This is a genomic window from Mitsuaria sp. BK041, assembly GCF_014193085.1.
In the GTDB taxonomy this organism is placed as follows: Bacteria; Pseudomonadota; Gammaproteobacteria; order Burkholderiales; family Burkholderiaceae_C; genus Roseateles.
On sequence record NZ_JACHYT010000001.1, the window covers coordinates 3,239,265 to 3,255,679 of the forward strand.

14 protein-coding genes are annotated in these 16,415 nt (G+C 73.6%); 9 read left to right on the top strand and 5 right to left on the bottom strand.

Annotated elements, in window-relative coordinates; all coding sequences use genetic code 11:
• Positions 1–11: 11 nt before the first annotated feature.
• From FHT38_RS13655 to FHT38_RS13665, 3 genes are read right to left on the bottom strand one after another with little or no spacing between them, the layout of a single operon-like run.
• Entirely contained in the window at positions 12–1,040 is a 1,029-nt protein-coding gene (locus tag FHT38_RS13655) for an acyltransferase (protein WP_091732907.1), read from the bottom strand.
• Positions 1,037–2,308 (bottom strand): pyridoxal-dependent decarboxylase, exosortase A system-associated, encoded by a 1,272-nt coding sequence (locus FHT38_RS13660; protein WP_404935711.1) that lies wholly within the window; start codon positions 2,306–2,308, stop codon positions 1,037–1,039. The genes FHT38_RS13655 and FHT38_RS13660 overlap by 4 nt, the downstream gene beginning before the upstream one ends.
• Positions 2,309–2,348: 40 nt before the next feature.
• Positions 2,349–3,956, bottom strand: coding sequence for an acyl-CoA ligase (AMP-forming), exosortase A system-associated (locus FHT38_RS13665; protein ID WP_183492092.1), 1,608 nt, complete (start codon positions 3,954–3,956; stop codon positions 2,349–2,351).
• 252 nt (positions 3,957–4,208) lie between these two features.
• Here FHT38_RS13665 and FHT38_RS13670 point away from each other — a divergent pair, with 252 nt between their 5' ends.
• Genes FHT38_RS13670 through FHT38_RS13710 form a run of 9 tightly spaced genes read left to right on the top strand, consistent with a single transcriptional unit; the run spans position 4,209 to position 13,796 of the window.
• Positions 4,209–4,460: an acyl carrier protein gene (locus FHT38_RS13670; protein ID WP_091732902.1), complete on the top strand. Its 252-nt coding sequence runs from the start codon at positions 4,209–4,211 to the stop codon at positions 4,458–4,460.
• 27 nt (positions 4,461–4,487) lie between these two features.
• A complete protein-coding gene (locus FHT38_RS13675; RefSeq protein WP_183492093.1) occupies positions 4,488–5,378 on the top strand; it encodes a hydrolase 2, exosortase A system-associated in 891 nt (296 codons plus the stop codon).
• Entirely contained in the window at positions 5,375–6,340 is a 966-nt protein-coding gene (locus FHT38_RS13680) for a hydrolase 1, exosortase A system-associated (protein ID WP_183492094.1), read from the top strand. Before FHT38_RS13675 ends, FHT38_RS13680 begins: the two co-directional genes overlap by 4 nt.
• 30 nt (positions 6,341–6,370) lie before the next feature.
• On the top strand, positions 6,371–7,207 hold the full coding sequence (locus tag FHT38_RS13685) for a hypothetical protein (RefSeq protein WP_183492095.1): 837 nt from the start codon (positions 6,371–6,373) through the stop codon (positions 7,205–7,207).
• Between the two features lie 35 nt (positions 7,208–7,242).
• Positions 7,243–8,427, top strand: coding sequence for a DegT/DnrJ/EryC1/StrS family aminotransferase (locus FHT38_RS13690; RefSeq protein ID WP_091732891.1), 1,185 nt, complete (start codon positions 7,243–7,245; stop codon positions 8,425–8,427).
• 10 nt (positions 8,428–8,437) lie between these two features.
• On the top strand, positions 8,438–9,736 hold the full coding sequence (locus FHT38_RS13695) for a glycosyltransferase (protein WP_183492096.1): 1,299 nt from the start codon (positions 8,438–8,440) through the stop codon (positions 9,734–9,736).
• On the top strand, positions 9,733–10,992 hold the full coding sequence (locus FHT38_RS13700) for a GNAT family N-acetyltransferase (protein WP_183492097.1): 1,260 nt from the start codon (positions 9,733–9,735) through the stop codon (positions 10,990–10,992). Before FHT38_RS13695 ends, FHT38_RS13700 begins: the two co-directional genes overlap by 4 nt.
• Before the next feature lie 10 nt (positions 10,993–11,002).
• Positions 11,003–12,457 carry a lipopolysaccharide biosynthesis protein gene (locus tag FHT38_RS13705; protein WP_091732879.1) on the top strand — a complete coding sequence of 485 codons (1,455 nt, stop codon included), beginning with the start codon at positions 11,003–11,005 and terminating at the stop codon, positions 12,455–12,457.
• On the top strand, positions 12,450–13,796 hold the full coding sequence (locus FHT38_RS13710) for a 3-deoxy-D-manno-octulosonic acid transferase (protein ID WP_183492098.1): 1,347 nt from the start codon (positions 12,450–12,452) through the stop codon (positions 13,794–13,796). The genes FHT38_RS13705 and FHT38_RS13710 overlap by 8 nt, the downstream gene beginning before the upstream one ends.
• 101 nt (positions 13,797–13,897) lie before the next feature.
• On the opposite strand, the gene FHT38_RS13715 is transcribed toward FHT38_RS13710, so the two are convergent.
• Together FHT38_RS13715 and FHT38_RS13720 are read right to left on the bottom strand one after the other, a co-directional pair.
• Positions 13,898–15,118 carry a glycoside hydrolase family 99-like domain-containing protein gene (locus FHT38_RS13715; RefSeq protein ID WP_221213770.1) on the bottom strand — a complete coding sequence of 407 codons (1,221 nt, stop codon included), beginning with the start codon at positions 15,116–15,118 and terminating at the stop codon, positions 13,898–13,900.
• 5 nt (positions 15,119–15,123) lie between these two features.
• Complete coding sequence (locus FHT38_RS13720) at positions 15,124–16,218, bottom strand: hypothetical protein (RefSeq protein WP_183480544.1); 1,095 nt, start codon at positions 16,216–16,218, stop codon at positions 15,124–15,126.
• Positions 16,219–16,415 lie beyond the last annotated feature (197 nt).

A 16,415-nucleotide genomic window follows, 5' to 3' on the forward strand; every position in this document is an offset into this window, starting at 1 on the left:
ACGCGCGCCGCTCAGCCTTGGGCGGGGGCCGCGCCCGGCCGCGGCGAGCGGGCGCGGTAGCGGTCGCGGATCCAGCGCATCGCGGGCAGCTCGACCAGCCGCGTCAAGCCATGCGCCAGGCCGGCCGAGACCGCCATCGCCAGCGCGATGGCGAGCTGCGTCGGCACGCCCCAGCCCTCCAGCCGGTGCAGCAGCGCCCAGCCGATGTTCTCGTGCAGCAGGTAGAGCGTGTAGGAGATCGTGCCCAGCCACAGCAGCAGCGGATGCTCCAGCCAGGTCCAGCGCCCGCGCGCGGCGCCCTGCAGCACGACCAGGAACACCGCGGCCAGCGCCGCCAGCGCCCAGCCGTCGGCCAGGCCGATCGCCAGCAGCGCCGCCGCCACGAGCGCGCGATCGGCGGACCCGCCGGCGCGGCTCAGCCGGTAGACCGCCACGCCCAGCGCGAACCAGGCGATGTAGGGCAGCAGCAGCCAGCGCTGCCCGATCCACGGCAGGTCCACGCCCCACGCGAGCAGCGCCGCGGCATAGACCAGCCGCAGCGCCAGGCAGGCGAAGAGGAAGTTCCGCAGCCCGACGCCACCACCAAGCCGGAAGCTGGCCAGCGCCCAGCAGTAGAAGAGCAGCTCCACCTCCAGCGTCCAGTACACGTTGTCCACGTGCGGGACGCCGAAGAAGCCCTGCACCATCGTCACGTTGGCCAGCAGCACCTCCCAGCCCACGGTCATGCCGGGCAGGCCCAGCAGGTGCGTCAGCGCGAAGCTCAGCAGCAGCGCGCCCCAGTAGGCGGGATAGAGCCGGCTGAAGCGCGACACGACGAAGTCCATCGGCCGCGCGGTGCGTTCCAGCGTCATGAAGATGACGAAGCCGCTGATCATGAAGAACAGGTTCACGCCCAGGTGCCCGAAAGGGACGGCGATGCGCAGCGGCTGCGCATGGCCGAAGAGCTGGTCGTAGCGGGTCGTGTAGTGGAAAAGCACCACCGCCAGCGCCGCGATGCCACGCAGGGCATCGACTTGCGCCAGGCGGGGCACGGCGTTCACACCAGGACCTCGGCCGCGCCCGGGTGGCTCAGGAAGCCTTGCGGGCTGGCGGTGATGCCGTAGGCGCCGGACTGGAACACGACCACCAGGTCGCCGGGCTCCGCCCGCGCCAGGCTCATGCGCTCGCCCAGCAGGTCCAGCGGCGTGCACAGCGGGCCGACCACGGACACGCCGGCCTCGGGCTCGGCGCCGATCCGGTTGCCGATCGCCACCGGATAGTTCTTGCGGATGACCTGGCCGAAGTTGCCCGAGGCCGCCAGGTGGTGGTGCAGGCCGCCGTCGGTGACCAGGAAGATCTGGCCGCGCGACACCTTGCGGTCCACGACGCGGCACACATAGACGCCGGCCTCGCCGACCAGGTAGCGGCCGAGTTCGACCACCAGCTTCGCCTGCGGCAGCTCGACGGCGGCGCGCTCGATCAGGGCCGCGAGGTTGGCGGCGATCGGGCCCAGGTCCAGCCGCTGCTCGCCGGGGAAGTAGGGGATGCCGAAGCCGCCGCCCAGGTTCAGCACCTTCACCGGCGCGGGCGCATGCCGCGCCAGTCGCAGCGCGAGCTCGAAGCTCTTGAGCTGGGCCTCGACGATGGCCTCGGGCTTCAGGTTCTGGGAGCCGGCGAACAGGTGGAAGCCCTCGAAGCCCAGGCCCGCCTCGCCGATGCGGGCCAGCAGCTCGGGCACCTGCTCGGCGTCGACGCCGAACTGCTTGGGGCCGCCGCCCATCTTCATGCCGGAGGACTTGAGCTCGAAGTCCGGATTGACGCGCACCGCCACCCGCGCGGCGTAGCCGGTCTCCGCGCACAGCGCGCGCAGCAGCTCGACCTCGCGGAAGGATTCGAGGTTGATCAGGATGCCGGCGGCCAGTGCCTGGCGCAGCTCCAGCGCGCTCTTGCCGGGGCCGGCGAAGCTGATCTCGCGCGGGTCGGCGCCGGCGTCCAGCGCGACCTGCAGCTCGCCGGCGGAGGCGACGTCGATGCCGTCGACCAGGCCCGCCAGATGCGCCACCAGCGCCGGCATCGGGTTGGCCTTCATCGCGAAGTGCAGCTCCAGCTTCGGCGGCATCGCGGCGCGCAGGGCCTCGACACGGCGCGTCAGCAGCGCGCGGTCGTAGGCATAGAACGGCGTGCGGCCGATGCGGTCCGCGAGCCGCGTCAGCGGCTGGCCGCCGACCAGCAGCACGCCATCGCGGGACTCGAACTGGTCCATAGCCGCGTGCCGCGGCGCGGCCTTGGCGGACGCCGCGGGGGCGAGGGATTGGGGCTGGTCGTCCATGCTCACGGTGCGGGGGGCCGGCGCGGGTCGCGCGCCGGTGTCATTGGGCTTCCTGCCGGGCCACCCAGTCGGTGCTCAGCAGCTTGCGGTCGATCTTCCCGTTCGGGTTGCGGGGCAGCGGCCCGGCCTGTGACTCGATGCCGGACGGGATCATGTAGGCCGGCATGCGCGCCTTGCAGGCCGCCAGCAGCGCGGTCGCGTCGAGCGCCTCGCCACCGGCCGGCGGCGTCGCGATCACCTGGATCGCCTGCCCCAGCGTCGGATGGTCGACGCCGAAGGCGACGCACTCCCCCACCAGCTGGGTCGCGTACAGGATCTCCTCGACCTCGGTCGGGCTGACCCGGTAGCCGGAGGTCTTGATCATCTCGTCGCGCCGGCCGATGAAGTACAGGAAACCCTCGGCGTCCTGGCGCACGTTGTCGCCGGAGAAGACCGCGAACTCGGGCAGCTGCAGGCCGGCCTCGCGGCCGCCGACGCCCGGCGGCAGCAGCTTGTAGCGCTCGGCCGTCTTCTCGGCATCGTTCCAGTAGCCCAGGCCGACCAGCGCGCCGCGATGCACCAGCTCGCCGGGCTCATCGGGCGCGCAGGGCGTGCCGTCCTCGCGCAGCACCAGGATCTCGGCATTGGGGATGGCCTTGCCGATCGAATCGGGCCGGCGGTCCACCTCCTCCGGCGGCAGGTAGGTCGAGCGGAAGGCCTCGGTCAGGCCGTACATCAGGAAGGGGCGCGCCGACGGCACCCGCTGGCGCAGCAGGCCCAGCGTCTCGCGCGGCATGCGGCCGCCGGTGTTGGCGAAGTAGCGCAGCTGCTGGTCGATCGCCGCCGGCCATTCGAGCTGCGCCAGCTGGATGTACAGCGGCGGCACGGCCGTCAGGCCGGTGATCCGGTCGCGTTCGAGCGCCTTGAGCACGTCGCGCGGCATCAGGTAGTTCAGCAGCGACACCGACGCGCCGGCGTGGAAGGCCGTCGTCAGCTGGCTGAAGCCGGCGTCGAAGGACAGCGGCAGCGCGGCCAGCAGGCGGTCCGACGGGCGGTTCTCCAGGTAGCTGGCGACGCTCTTCGCGCCGGCGACCATGTTGCGATGCGACAGCACCACGCCCTTGGGCCGGCCGGTGGAGCCGGAGGTGTAGAGGATGGCCACCATGTCGGTGTCGATGACGCGGTGCGCGGCGCGGGCCGGCGCGTCCAGCAGCTCGCTGTAGCGGACCCAGCCCTGCGGCTCGGCGCCGGGCGCCGGGTCGACCAGCACGACATGGCGCACCGACGGGCATTGCGCCAGCACCGGCTGCAGCGCCGCGTAACGGTCGCGCGAGGTGATCAGCACGCGGACCTCGCAGTCGCGCACGATGAAGCCGACCTGCTCGGGCTTGAGGATGGGATTGACCGGGACGAACACGCCGCCGGCCGCCGGCACCGCGAAGCTGGCGACCACGGTCTCCAGCCGCTTGTCCAGGTAGATGCCGACGCGCTCGGCCCGTTCCAGGCCCAGCGACAGCAGGCCGCTGGCCAGCGCCCGGACCTGCGCCGCGAGCTCGCCATAGTTCAGCGCGCGGCCGCCGTCGCGCAGCGCCGGCGCCGCCGGATCGCGCTCGGCGCTGTGCCAGATCAGGTGCGGGAGCAGATGGCTGTCGGTGGCGGAGGCGGTCACGGCGAGGTCACGTGGCGGTAAAGGGGCGGTGAATGGGCAGTGGACGGAGCGGTCACCGGGCAGAAGGCGGAACGGGGAGTCCGGGGCCGATCCTCGCCGAACGAGGCCAAACAAGGGACCAACGATCACGGCGAAAAAAAGTATCTCACGCGGTCCCGCGGCAGGACCTCACGAACAGGGGGAGATCCCCTTGGGATGGGGGGGCGCCCCGGGGGTTCCCAGAGGGGGCCACAGTTAAGATCCGCCCCGATCATGAACACCCAACACCACCTGCTCGCCATCCTCGACGACGTCCTGAGCCTGGAAGGCCGCGCCAAGGACTTCACCGTCGACACCGCGCTGCTGGGCGCGATCCCGGAGCTGGACTCCATGGCGGTCGTCAGCCTGATCACCGCGCTCGAGGAACAGTTCGGCATCGTCGTCGACGACGACGAGATCGACGGCGCCACCTTCGCCACGGTGGGCGCCCTGCTGGACTTCGTGAACGGCAAGCTCGCCGCCTGAGCGGCCGTCCGCCGCCGCCCGGATCCCATGGCCGCCGCCGACACGCCGTTCTTCCTGGATGCCGGCGCGCGCGGCCAGCGGCTGTGCGTGCACCATGCCGCCGCCGCGCCCTTCGCCACCGCGCCGCGTGGCCAGATCCTGCTCCTGCCGCCGTTCGCGGAGGAGATGAACAAGTCCCGCCGCATGACCGCGCTGGCGGCGCGCGCCTTCGCCGCCGCCGGCTTCGAGGTGCTGATGCTGGACCTGCTGGGCTGCGGCGACAGCAGCGGCGACTTCGGCGATGCGAGCTGGGCGCACTGGCAGGACGATGTCCGCCTGGCCGCCGCCTGGCTCGACGCCCGCGCCCTGCCCCGCCCCGATGGCGGCCGGCCGCCGCTGTGGCTGTGGGGCCTGCGCGCCGGCGCCCTGCTGGCGCCGGCCGTGTTCGACGCGGTGACCGACCGGCCGCTGCACCTGCTGCTGTGGCAACCGGTGACCGCGGGCAAGCTCCAGCTCCAGCAGTTCATGCGGCTGCGCGTGGCGGCCGACCTGATCGGCGGCCAGGCCAAGGGCGCCGTGCAGGCGATGCGCGACCAGCTCGCGCGCGGCGAGCCGGTGGAGATCGCCGGCTACCTGCTGGCGCCGGCACTGGCCGAGGGTCTGGACGCCGCGCAGCTCAAGCCCTCGCCGCGCGTGGCGCGGGTCGCGTGGCTGGAGCTCTCGCCGCGCGAGGACGCCACGCTCACCCCGGCCGCGTCGATGGCCGTGCAGGCCTGGCAGGCCCAGGGCGCCGAAGTGCGCGCGGCGGTCTGCCAGGGACCGTCCTTCTGGGCCGCGACCGAGATCGAGGAAGCCCCCCGCCTGATCGAGGCCAGCCTCGCCGCGCTGCGGGCCGAGGCCGACTTCGCCGCGGCGCCCGCCGAGGCCATCGCCGCATGAGCGCGCTCGCCGCCACCACGCACCGCGACAGCCTGCTGCGCATCGACTGCGAGGGCGCGTCGCTGGTCGGCCTGCTGAGCGAGCCGGCCGAGGCCACCGCGGCGACAGCGCCCTCGGACACCGGCGTGCTGCTGATCGTCGGCGGGCCGCAATACCGCGTCGGCAGCCACCGCCAATTCACGCTACTGGGCCGCGCGCTGGCCGCCGCTGGCGTGCCCTGCCTGCGCCTGGACCACCGCGGCATGGGCGATGCCCAGGGCGACCAGCGCGGCTTCGACCAGCTCGACGCCGACATCGCCGCCGCCCTCGACGCCTGGCAGCGCGAGCGTCCGGCGCTGCGGCGCGTGGTGCTCTGGGGCCTGTGCGACGCCGCCTCGGCCGCGCTGCTCTACGTGCACCGCCGCCGCGACGCGCGCATCGCCGGCCTGTGCCTGGCCAACCCCTGGGTCCGCACCGAGGCCAGCCTGGCCCGCACGCAGGTCAGGCACTACTACCTGGACCGGCTGCGCCAGCCGTCGTTCTGGCGCAAGCTGCTGAGCGGCCGGGTCGGCCTGGGCGCCGTCCGCGAGTTGCTGGGCAAGCTGGCGCAGGGCCGAGCCGCGCCGGCGGGCGCCGCCACGACGGCCGACGCGTCGTCGGGGACGTCGGCGGGAACGTCGACCGGAAGGTCGGCTGGACCGACGGCCGCGGACCCGCGCCACTACACCGAGCAGATGGCCGACGGCCTGCGCGCCTTCGGGGGTCCGGTGCTGCTGATCCTGTCCGGCGACGACTACGTCGCCAAGGAATTCCTGGACCGCTGCCGCGACGGCGGCCCGGCCTGGCGCGGCCTGCTCGGCCGCCCCGGGCTGCGCCGCGAGGACCTGCCCGACGCGGACCACACCTTCTCCACCGCCGCCTGGCGCGCGCAGGTCGAGCGGCTCACCGCCGCCTTCGTCCGCGACGTGCCGGCCGCCTCCTGACCGGAACCCCGGCCCACCCGGAGCACCGCCATGTCCGCCCTTCCGTTCCCCCGCGCCGGCTGGCGCACCCTCGCGCTGGCGCTGGCCGGCGCCGTCGTCACCCAGGCCGCCGTCGCGCAGGGCGTGGGCTGCGGCGGGCTGGCCAACAACTACGGGCCCTACGACTACCGCCAGTACAAGGACGCGCCGGAGATCGACCCGGTGACCAAGCAGATGTCGCCGCTGCTGATGGTCGAGGGCGCCCACTTCATCGACACCTGCGAGGCGCTGGTCAAGTGCAAGCGCGGCACGATCGGCAGCGACATCGACTACACGCTGCGCGCCTTCCCCAACCACCACCGCGCGCTGGTGGCGATGATGCTCTACGGCGAGCGCACCAAGCGCGACCAGCCGCCCGACGCGCTGTTCACCGTCGACTGCTACTTCAAGCGCGCGCTGGCCTGGAAGGCGGACGACGTCATCGTGCGCCTGATCTACGCCGGCTATCTGAACGGCAAGGGCAAGCCGGGGCCGGCCAAGGAGCAGTTGGAGGCCGCGTCCAAGCTGACCGGCGACAACGCGTTCTCGGTCTACAACGTGGGCATGGTCGCGCTGGACCTCAATCAGGTCGACATGGCGGTGGACGCCGCCCGCCGCGCCTACGGCGCCGGCATGACGCACCCGGTGCTGCGCCAGCGCCTGATCGCGATCAACCGCTGGCCGTCGGACATCCAGCTGCCGGGCGAGGCCGCCTCGGCGCCCGCCCCCTCGGCCTCCGAGCCCGCGCCGGCCGCTTCCGCGCCGGCGTCATCGCCGGCATCGCCATCGGCGCCGGCATCAGGCCCGGCCCCGGCGTCCGGCGCCGCCACGCCGCCCGCCTCCCGCTGACCGGCAGGCCCTCCGACTTGAGCCCGCCGCCTCCCATGCTCGCGCCCCGGCTGCCCGTCATCGGCTGGCGCACCTTCGCCGGTGCCGCCCGGGTCGACCAGCACAGCCTGCTCGACCACCCGCGCCACCTGCTCACCACCAGCGGGCGCGCGGCCATCCTGCTCGCGCTCGAGTGCCTGGACGTCGGTCCGGGCGACCTGGTGCTGCTGCCGTCCTACCACTGCCCGACCATGGTCTCGCCGGTGAAGACGCTGGGCGCCGACGCGGCCTTCTATCCCATCGACGAGCACGGCGTGCCGCGCCTGGACTGGCTCTCGGCCCACGGCCCGGCGCATCCGAAGGCGCTGCTGGTGCCGCACTACTTCGGCCTGCCGCAGCCGATGGACGCGGTGCGCGCCTGGTGCGACGCGCGCGGCATCGCGCTGATCGAGGACTGCGCGCATGCGATGTTCGGCCGCGCCGGCGCCCGGCCGATCGGTTCCTGGGGCGACGTCGCGATCGCCAGCCTGACCAAGTTCTTCCCGACGCCCGAGGGCGGCATCCTGGCGCTCAACCGCGCCGACCTGGCCCTGCCGCCGCTGACGCCGGCCGGTCGCATCGAGCAGGTCAAGGCGGCGTCCGACATCCTGCACATGGGCGCCACGCACGACCGCCTGACGGGGCTGAACCGGCTGATCCGCGGCGCCTTCGCGCTCAAGAGCGCGCTGCGCCGCGTGGTGAGCGGCGGCGGCGCGCCGGCCGCGCCCAGCCATTACGGCGAGCTCGACGAGAGCGGCGAGATCGACGCCAACATGGCGCTGATCGACCTGCCGCTGTCGCACCGCGCGCTCACGCGGGCCAGCGGCTGGATCTCGCGGCGCGTGCCGCGCCATCGCATCGTCGAGGCCCGCCGCCGCAACTACGCGCTGTTCACCGAGGCCTTCAGCGACCGCGACGGCGTGCACCCGCTGCTGCCGGCCCTGCCGCCGGACTGCGCGCCCTACGTCTTCCCGCTGTGGGTGCGCACGCCCGACCCGGGCTACCTGGAGATGCGCCGCCTGGGCGTGCCCGTGTCGCGCTGGGACCGGCTCTGGCCCGGCGTGCCGGCGCTGCCCGGCGATGCCGGCAAGGCCTGGTCGCACCACGTGCTGCAGCTGGCCTGCCACCAGGACCTCACCGACGCCGACCTGCGCCGCATCGTCGAGCAGGTCGAGCGCCTCTTCATCGCGCCCGCGCGCTGAGGCTCCGGTCATGCGACGCGTGCTCATGGTGTCCTTCCAGTTCCCGCCGATGGCGGGCAGCAGCGGCGTGCAGCGCGCCTTGCGCTTCGCGCAGCAGCTGCCGGCGCTGGGCTGGTCGCCGAGCGTGCTGACCGCGCATCCGCGCGCGCACGCGCACACCGGCGACGACCTGCTCGAAGAGATCCCGCCGGAGCTGCCGGTGCGCCGGGCTTTCGCGCTGGACGCCGCGCGGCACCTGTCGATCGGCGGCCGCTACCCGGGCTTCCTGGCGCGGCCGGACCGCTGGCACAGCTGGCTGCTGGGCGCCGTGCCGGCCGGCCTGCGGCTGATCCGCCAGACGCGACCCGACGCGATCTGGAGCACCTATCCGATCCCGACGGCGCACCTGGTCGGCTACTGGCTGTCGCGCCTGAGCGGCCTGCCCTGGGTCGCCGACTTCCGCGACCCGATGGCCCACGACGGCTACCCGGCCGATCCGGTGCTGTGGCGCAGCTTCGCCGCGGTCGAGCGCAAGGTCTTCGCGCGCGCGGCGCGCTGCACCTTCACCACGCCCGGCGCGGCGCGGCTGTATGCGCAGCGCTTCCCGGCCGCCGCCGACCGCCTGCGCGTGATCGAGAACGGCTACAGCGAGGCCGCCTTCCAGCAGGCCGAGCGCGCCGTGCGAATGGAGGGCGCGAACGCCTCGTCGTCGGCGACTGCATCGACCACCGCCGGCCCGCGCGTGTTGCTGCACAGCGGCGTCGTCTATCCCGACTGGCGCAGCCCGGCGCGCCTGTTCGAGGCGCTGGCCGCCGCCAAGGTCGCGGGCCGGGTCGACGCGGCGCGACTGCGGCTGCGGCTGCGCGCGACCGCGCATGACGACTTCGTGCTGGCGCTGGCGCGCCGGCTGGACGTGGCCGACCTGGTCGAGGTCGCGCCGCCGCTGCCCTATGCCGACGCGCTGGCCGAGATGCTGCGCGCCGACGCGCTGCTGCTGCTGCAGTCGAACGACTGCAATGACCAGATTCCCGCCAAGGCCTACGAGTACCTGCGCGCGCGCCGCCCGGTGCTGACGCTGGCTGACCTGGCCGGCGACACCGCGCAACTGATGCGCCGCGCCGGCCTGCCGCGGATCGCGGCGCTGGAGGACGGCCCCGGCGTCGCGGCGGTGCTCGATCGCTTCCTCGATGACCTGTTCCATGGCCGTGCCGCGCTGCCCGCGGCTTCGGCCATCGCCGCCGCCTCGCGCGAGTCGCGCACCGGCGAGCTCGCCCGCGTGCTCGACGAAGCCTGCGCCCCCCAGATGCCCACCGCCGAGGCCCGCCCATGACCCCGACGACACCCCACACGCCGACCACGTCGCCCCTATCCACCAACGCCCGCTGGACGCTCATCCCATTGCCGGACGCGGCCGCCTTCGCGCCGCACGCCGCCGCCTGGGATGCGCTGCAGGCGCGCGTGGCCGGCCTGCCCTTCCTGGAGAGCGCCTTCCTCACGCCGCTGCTGCGCTCCTTCGGCACCGGCCGCGAGCGGTTGGCCTTGCTGGGCGACCCGAAGGCGCCGCGCGCCGCGGCCATCGTGGCGCCGCGAGGCGCCGGGCAGTGGTCGACCTTCCAGCCCTCGCAGCTGCCGCTGGGCGCGTGGCTGAGCGACGCAGGCGCGCCGCTTGAGCCGCTGGCCGACGGGCTGCTGCGCGCGCTGCCGCTGTCGGCGCTGGCGCTGGGCCTGACGCAGTTGGACAGCCTCTTCCATCCGCGCGCCGACGATGGCGCGCGCTGGCGCGGCCAGGACTACATCGACACCGCCTGGGTGGACCTCGCCGGCGACTTCGAGACCTACTGGGAAGCCCGCGGCAAGAACCTGCGCCAGAACCTGCGCAAGCAGCAGAAGAAGCTGGACACGGCCGGCACGGTCACGCGGCTCGAATGCCTGACGCGGCCCGAGGACGTCGCGCCGGCGCTGGTGCGCTACGGCCAGCTCGAGGCCAGCGGCTGGAAGGGCTCCGAGGGCACGGCGATCGCGCCGGGCCATCCGCAGTACGAGTTCTACCGCGCGATGCTCGAGGCCTTCGCGCGGGACGGCCGCGCGCGCCTGTACCAATACTGGTTCGACGACGCCGTCGTCGCGATGGACCTGTGCATCGAATCGGGCTCGAAGATCGTGATCCTCAAGACCGCCTACGACGAGGCGCACAAGGCGGTGTCGCCGTCGACGCTGATGCGGCAGCTGCAGTTCCAGCAGCTCTTCGAGGCCGCCGCCGCGGGCGGGCCGATCCGCCGCATCGAGTTCTACGGCAAGGTCATGGAGTGGCACACCCGCTGGACCGCCGACGCGCGTCCCATCCACCACGCCACGCTGTACCGCTGGGGCTGGGTGCCGCGGCTCAAGCAGTGGCTGCGCCGCGGCGCGGCCACGGCGCCCGCGCAGCCGGCCGAAGCCGGCCCGGCCGCCGCCGAAGCGCCGGCACCGACGGCCTCGGCCACGACGGCGCCCGCCCCGACCGGTACGCCGGTCAACACGCCCCACGCGGGCGCCGCGACGGGCGCGCCGGGCGCTTCGTCCGCACGGGCGGAGTTCGCGCCATGAAGGGCGACGCATGAGCAAGTCGCCGACCGTGCGCGGCGCGCTGGCCTGGTCCTTCGCCGAGCGCTACCTGAGCCTGCTGATCACCGTCCCGACGACGATGATCCTGGCGCGGCTGCTGACGCCGACCCAGGTCGGCGTCTATTCGCTGTGCGCGGTGGTCACCAACCTGGCGTCCATCCTGCGCGACTTCGGCGTCAGCGAATACCTGATCCAGGAGCGCGAGCTCGACCGCGAAAAGCTGCGCAGCGCCTTCACCATCACGCTGCTGATGGCCTGGGGCATCGCGCTGGCCATCCTGGGCGGCCGCTTCCTGCTGGCCGACTGGTACCACGAGCCGCTGCTGGCCGACCTGCTGCTGGTGCTGAGCCTGAATTTCGTGATGCTGCCGCTGGCCTCGCCGACCTTCGCGCTGCTCAACCGCGAGATGGCCTTCCACCAGGTCTTCATCGTCCAGGTCAGCGCCAATGCCGCCAACGCCGTCACCAGCATCGCCCTGGCCTGGCGCGGCCATGGCGCGATGAGCCTGGCCTGGGGACCGGTGGCCGGGATCGCGGTCCAGGTGGCCGTCCTCGTCTGGCTGCGGCCACGCGACGCGCTGCTGCTGCCGCGGCTGCGCGGCGTCGGCCGCCAGCTGCGCTTCGGCGCGATGTTCACCGGCTCGCGGCTGGTCGAGTCGGGCTCGCGCAACGGCCATGAACTGATCATCGGCAAGGTCTTCGGCTTCACCGCGCTGGGCCTGTTCAGCCGCGCCACCGGGCTGATCGACCTGCTGGCGCAGACCGTCAGTTCCGCGATCCTGCGCGTGGCCACGCCGGCCCTGGCCGCGGACCACCGCGCCGGCCACAGCCTGGTGGCGCCTTACGCCAAGGGCACCGCCATCTTCACCGGCATCGCCTGGCCCTTCATGGGCGGCGTGGCGCTGCTGTCGGGCGACATCATCGCGCTGCTCTTCGGCCCGCAGTGGCACGAGGCCGCGCCGCTGGCGACGCTGCTCGCGCTGGCCGGCCTGCCCTACGCGCTGACGATGCTGGCGCCCAACGCGCTCGCGGCCACCGGCCAGATCCGCCGCCGGCTGTCGGTGGCGCTCTGGTACGGGCCGACGCACCTGGCCTGCGTGGGCCTGGCCGCGCTGTGGAACCTGCATGCGGTGGCCGCCGTCTTCGTGATCGGCAACCTGGTGCAGGTCGCGATGTACACCCGCCACCTGACCGAGGTGCTGCAGGCGCGCCCGCGCGAGCTCTTCGGCCCGAGCACCGTCAGCGCGCAGCTGGCGCTGGGCTGCTGCGCCGGCCTGGGCCTGGCGCAACTGGCCAGCCACGAGCTCGGCCTGCCGCTGGTGCCGCGCCTGGCCCTGTGCGTCGTGGCGGGCGCGCTGGCCTGGCTGGGTTGCGCCACGCTGCTGCGGCATCCGGCGATGACCGAGGTGCGACGCGCCCTGACCCATTTGCGGAGCCGCCATGCCTGAGCTGACCCCGTCCCTGCCCGCGCCGGTGGCGCCGGCCCCGAGCCGGCGCGGCGAAGCGCTGCGCTGGGCGCTGTTCCGCGCGCTGGAGCGCCTGAGCGACCTGCGCGGCAACAACACGCTGGGCGCGTTCGCGCTGACGCCAGCGGACGCGCGCGGCCCGGCGCTGTGGTTCTACGTGACCACCATCGGCGAGCTCAACGCGGTGGCGCCGATGATCGAATGGCTGACCGCGCAGCGCCCCGACCTGCGCCCGGTGCTGATCACCGAGCACGTGCATTACCGCGAGGCCTACCTGGCGCGCCTGCCGCAGGCGGCGGTCTGCATCAGCCGCGGCCACAGCAGCGACGCGCGCCGCCTCGCGCGCGTGCTGCCGCCGGCGATGCTGGCGCTGGCCGAGATCCCCTGCCTGCCCTCGGAGGCGCCCTGCCGCTTCTCCTACGCCTTCCTGCGCGAGGCGCGCCGCCGCGGCGCCGCCACGCTGATGCTCAACGGCTGGCTCTATCACTACGACCCGCCGGCGCGGCTGGACCAGCTCGAACGCCGCCTGCTGGAGCGCGACTTCCTCGGCGCCTTCGACCTGCTGTGCGTGCAGGACGCCGAGACCGCGCGCGCGCTCGAGGCCCGCGGCGCGCCGCGCGAGCGGCTGCAGGTCACCGGCAACATGAAGTTCGATGCGATGCGGCGGGCCGACTGGCGCGTCGAGCAGGCCACGCGCAGCCCGCGCCTGCTGGGCGAGCTGCTGGCCACCGACCGTCCGGTGATCGTGGGCGGCTGCGTCACCGAGCTGGCGGAGCAGCGCCAGGTGCTGGGCGCCTTCGAGCGGCTGCGCCGCACGCATCCGCGCGCGCTGCTGATCCTCGCGCCCCGTCATCCGGAGAACCTCGAGCGCATGAGCGCGCTGCTGGCGCAGCTCGGCGAGGCCGGCTTGGTGGTGGCGCGGCGCTCGCAGCTGGAGGACGGGCCGCTGGCGCCGCAGGTGCAGTGCCTGGTGCTGGACACCGTCGGCGAGCTGCGGGACTTCTATGCCGCGGCGAGCGTCGCGCATGTCGGCGTGGACCACAACGTGCTGGAGCCGCTGGGGCTGAACAAGCCGCTGACGATCCGCGGCGGCTGGGACACGACCTACCCGTCCTACCCCGTCTACCGGCTGCTGCGCGACCGCGGCGTGCTGCACGAGTGCGATGACGAGGCCAGCATGTGCGACTACTGGCTGGCCGCGATCGACCGCGCCCCGCGCATCGCCGAGGACCTGCGGCGCACCGAGGAGGCGCTCGCGTCGATGCGGGGCTCGGTGGCGCGGCACCAGGCCGCCTGCGCGGCCTGGATCGGGCGGCGCTGAGCCGGCAGCGCCGGAACCCGACCGCTCGACGACTCGACGACTCGATGGCCCGGTGCCCCGCGCTCAGGGGCGTCGTCGATGGCTCCAGCCCGTGATGCCGCTCAGCGGCCCGGGCGCAGCGCGTCCCGGGTCGCTTCCAGGTAGGCGTGGCCGTTCATCGTGTCGGGCTCGAGGTGGTTGCCCTCGGCCCATTCGTTCCACGCATTGATGAACACCACCTGGCGCTTGGGCGGCTGGTGCTGGCGCGTCCAGGCGAGCGCCGCCTCGAGCCAGCGCCGGTAACGCGCCGGCGTGTTGTTCATCAGGATGGTCGCGCCGGCCGAGCGCCGCGCGCTGTTGTCGAAGCCGGGGCTGACGCAGCGCAGGAAGGGATAACGCGGCGCGGGCTTGGCCAGCACGCCGTCGACCATGCGCTGGTAGTCGAAGAAGTTGTGCTCGCCGTAGGCCTTGGGCAGCAGGCCCAGCGCCATCAGCAGCCGCGATTTCCAGCCGGTGAAGTGCCGTCCGCCCAGGCGCCGCCAGTCGGGCGCGAACTCGATCGACAGGTCCAGCCCGACCTCGCGCGGATCGGCGCCGGAGCCGCTGCCGCTCCATTCGAACTGGGCCAGCGTCAGCTCGCCGACGCCCTCCTCGCGCGCGATGCGGCGCCAGGTGTCGAGCGTGCGCCGCGGATCGGGCAGGTGGTCGACCTTGTAGACGATGAACAGCGGCTTGCCGTCGATGCGGATGTAGCGCGGATCGCGGAAGTGCGGCAGCAGCGTGCGGATGTGGGCCTCGTCGTCCTCGTCGGAGTAGCGCTGCTGCATCAGCATCTCGCGCTCGCTGCCGTTCCAGGCGCGGCTCCAGTTCTCGTTGGCCCAGGCCAGGCAGTAGGGGAAGTCCGGCTCGCCGCTGGCGCGGATCTCCTCGACCGGGCGCTCCAGCAGCCGGTGGCCGTTGAACCAGTAGTGGTAGTAGCAGAAGCCGCCGATGCCGTACTGCCGCGCCATCGCCGCCTGCGCGGCGCGCGCCTCGGGCAGGCGCAGGTCGTAGAAGCCGAGCTCGCCCGGCAGGTGCGGCTGGTGATGGCCCTTGTAGAGCGGCCGCGCCTTGGCGACGTTGCGCCACTCGGTGAAGCCCTTGCCCCACCAGGCGTCGTTCTCCGGGATCGGGTGGAACTGCGGCAGCACGATGGCGATCGCCAGCGGCTCGTCGGGCGAGGACGCGGGCATCGATCCGGCTTCCACCGGGGAACTGGAACCGGCGGCTTCAGCGGCACCAGGGGCTGCTGGCACGGCAGCGGCGACGGGCGGCTGCGGCGTGGCGAGGGCATCAGGAGTCATGCGGCTCATCGGACGGCGGGAGCTTGCAGCGCTTCGCGCCATTGGGCGGCGATGGCGCGCGTGGAGTAGTCGCGCTCGATGGCGGGCATCGCGGCGCGTGCTCGGGCGGCCAGCGGGGCCGGGTCGACGAGGTGCTCGGCGAGGCGGTCCCACTCGTCCAGCGCGCAGAACGCGCGCCAGGGCTGGTAGTCGGGCAAGGGATCGGCCATCACCGGCACGCCCTGGGCCAGCGCCAGCAGCATGCGGTTGTTGCTCTTGGCCATCGTGAAGGCGGTCATGCGGGCCGGCAGCAGCACCAGGTCCTGCTCGCCCAGCAGCGACAGGAAGTGCAGCCGGTCCCAGGGCCGGTAGCGGTGCGGGAAGGCGGCGCGGCCCAGCAGCTCGCGGTAGCGCTGCTCGGAGTTGCTGACCACCGTCAGCCGCAGCGGCTGCCGCCGCGACGCGGCTTCCAGCAGCGGCAGCAGGCGCTCGAGCTCAGCCATGCCGCCGGTCGCGTAGGCGCTGCCGTGATTGCCGAACCACATCAGTTGCCGGGCCTGGCGGCGCTGCGCGCGGTGCTCGCGCAGTTCGCGCCAGGCGCGCCAGTGGCCGCCCCAGCGGCCCGGATGCAGGCGATGCGGCAGCGATTCGAAGTCGCGCGCCGCCGCCGGCGTCTCGACCGGATCGCCGACGACCCGCACCAGCGCGGCGGTCCGCAGGTCCGGCGGCAGCTCGGCCTCCAGCAACGGCTTCAGGCCCGGCGAGGAGACGGTGAACAGCGCGAACAGCGGCAGCGCCTCGCGATAGGCGGCCAGCAGCTCGCCGCGGGCCGGGTCGCCGGATTCGTTCAGGAAATAGTTGTCGAAGCTGTCCAGCACCAGCCGGGCGCCGCGCTCGCGGGCCTGGGCCAGTTGCGCGGTCCGCGCGCGCAGCGCGCCGGGCGAGCCCGCATCCAGCAGCCACTTCGCCTGCACCACCAGCACGCCGCCTGACGGCAGCGCCGGCGATGGCGCCGCCGGATCCAGCACGCGCGATGCCAGGCCCGAGCGCCGCAATTCGCGGCTCGGCATCAGGCAGCGCAAGCGCACGCCGGCATAGGCCGGGTTCAGCGCGTGAGGCATCCAGTGAATCTGCAAACCGGCTCCAGCACCCGCCACCGGCGGCGGGCAGGCCGCGATTGTGCGGCATGGCCGGGACGCGCACCGGGCCCGCGCTCCCCGCGAACCCAGGGGTCCGCGCGGGTGGAAGCGCCGCGTTTCCACGACAGAATCCCCCAGCCCGCGCGCGCACCCTTTCCGCACCGCGGTCGGACCCCGGA

Excerpts from the sequence above, each read along its gene's own strand:
- FHT38_RS13715 (WP_221213770.1), bottom strand. The coding sequence starts at position 15,118 with ATGACTCCTGATGCCCTCGCCACGCCGCAGCCGCCCGTCGCCGCTGCC.
- FHT38_RS13705 (WP_091732879.1), top strand. The coding sequence starts at position 11,003 with ATGAGCAAGTCGCCGACCGTGCGCGGCGCGCTGGCCTGGTCCTTCGCC.
- FHT38_RS13680 (WP_183492094.1), top strand. The coding sequence starts at position 5,375 with ATGAGCGCGCTCGCCGCCACCACGCACCGCGACAGCCTGCTGCGCATC.
- FHT38_RS13720 (WP_183480544.1), bottom strand. The coding sequence starts at position 16,218 with ATGCCTCACGCGCTGAACCCGGCCTATGCCGGCGTGCGCTTGCGCTGC.
- FHT38_RS13700 (WP_183492097.1), top strand. The coding sequence starts at position 9,733 with ATGACCCCGACGACACCCCACACGCCGACCACGTCGCCCCTATCCACC.
- FHT38_RS13660 (WP_404935711.1), bottom strand. The coding sequence starts at position 2,308 with ATGGACGACCAGCCCCAATCCCTCGCCCCCGCGGCGTCCGCCAAGGCC.
- FHT38_RS13710 (WP_183492098.1), top strand. The coding sequence starts at position 12,450 with ATGCCTGAGCTGACCCCGTCCCTGCCCGCGCCGGTGGCGCCGGCCCCG.
- FHT38_RS13670 (WP_091732902.1), top strand. The coding sequence starts at position 4,209 with ATGAACACCCAACACCACCTGCTCGCCATCCTCGACGACGTCCTGAGC.
- FHT38_RS13695 (WP_183492096.1), top strand. The coding sequence starts at position 8,438 with ATGCGACGCGTGCTCATGGTGTCCTTCCAGTTCCCGCCGATGGCGGGC.
- FHT38_RS13690 (WP_091732891.1), top strand. The coding sequence starts at position 7,243 with ATGCTCGCGCCCCGGCTGCCCGTCATCGGCTGGCGCACCTTCGCCGGT.
- FHT38_RS13685 (WP_183492095.1), top strand. The coding sequence starts at position 6,371 with ATGTCCGCCCTTCCGTTCCCCCGCGCCGGCTGGCGCACCCTCGCGCTG.
- FHT38_RS13675 (WP_183492093.1), top strand. The coding sequence starts at position 4,488 with ATGGCCGCCGCCGACACGCCGTTCTTCCTGGATGCCGGCGCGCGCGGC.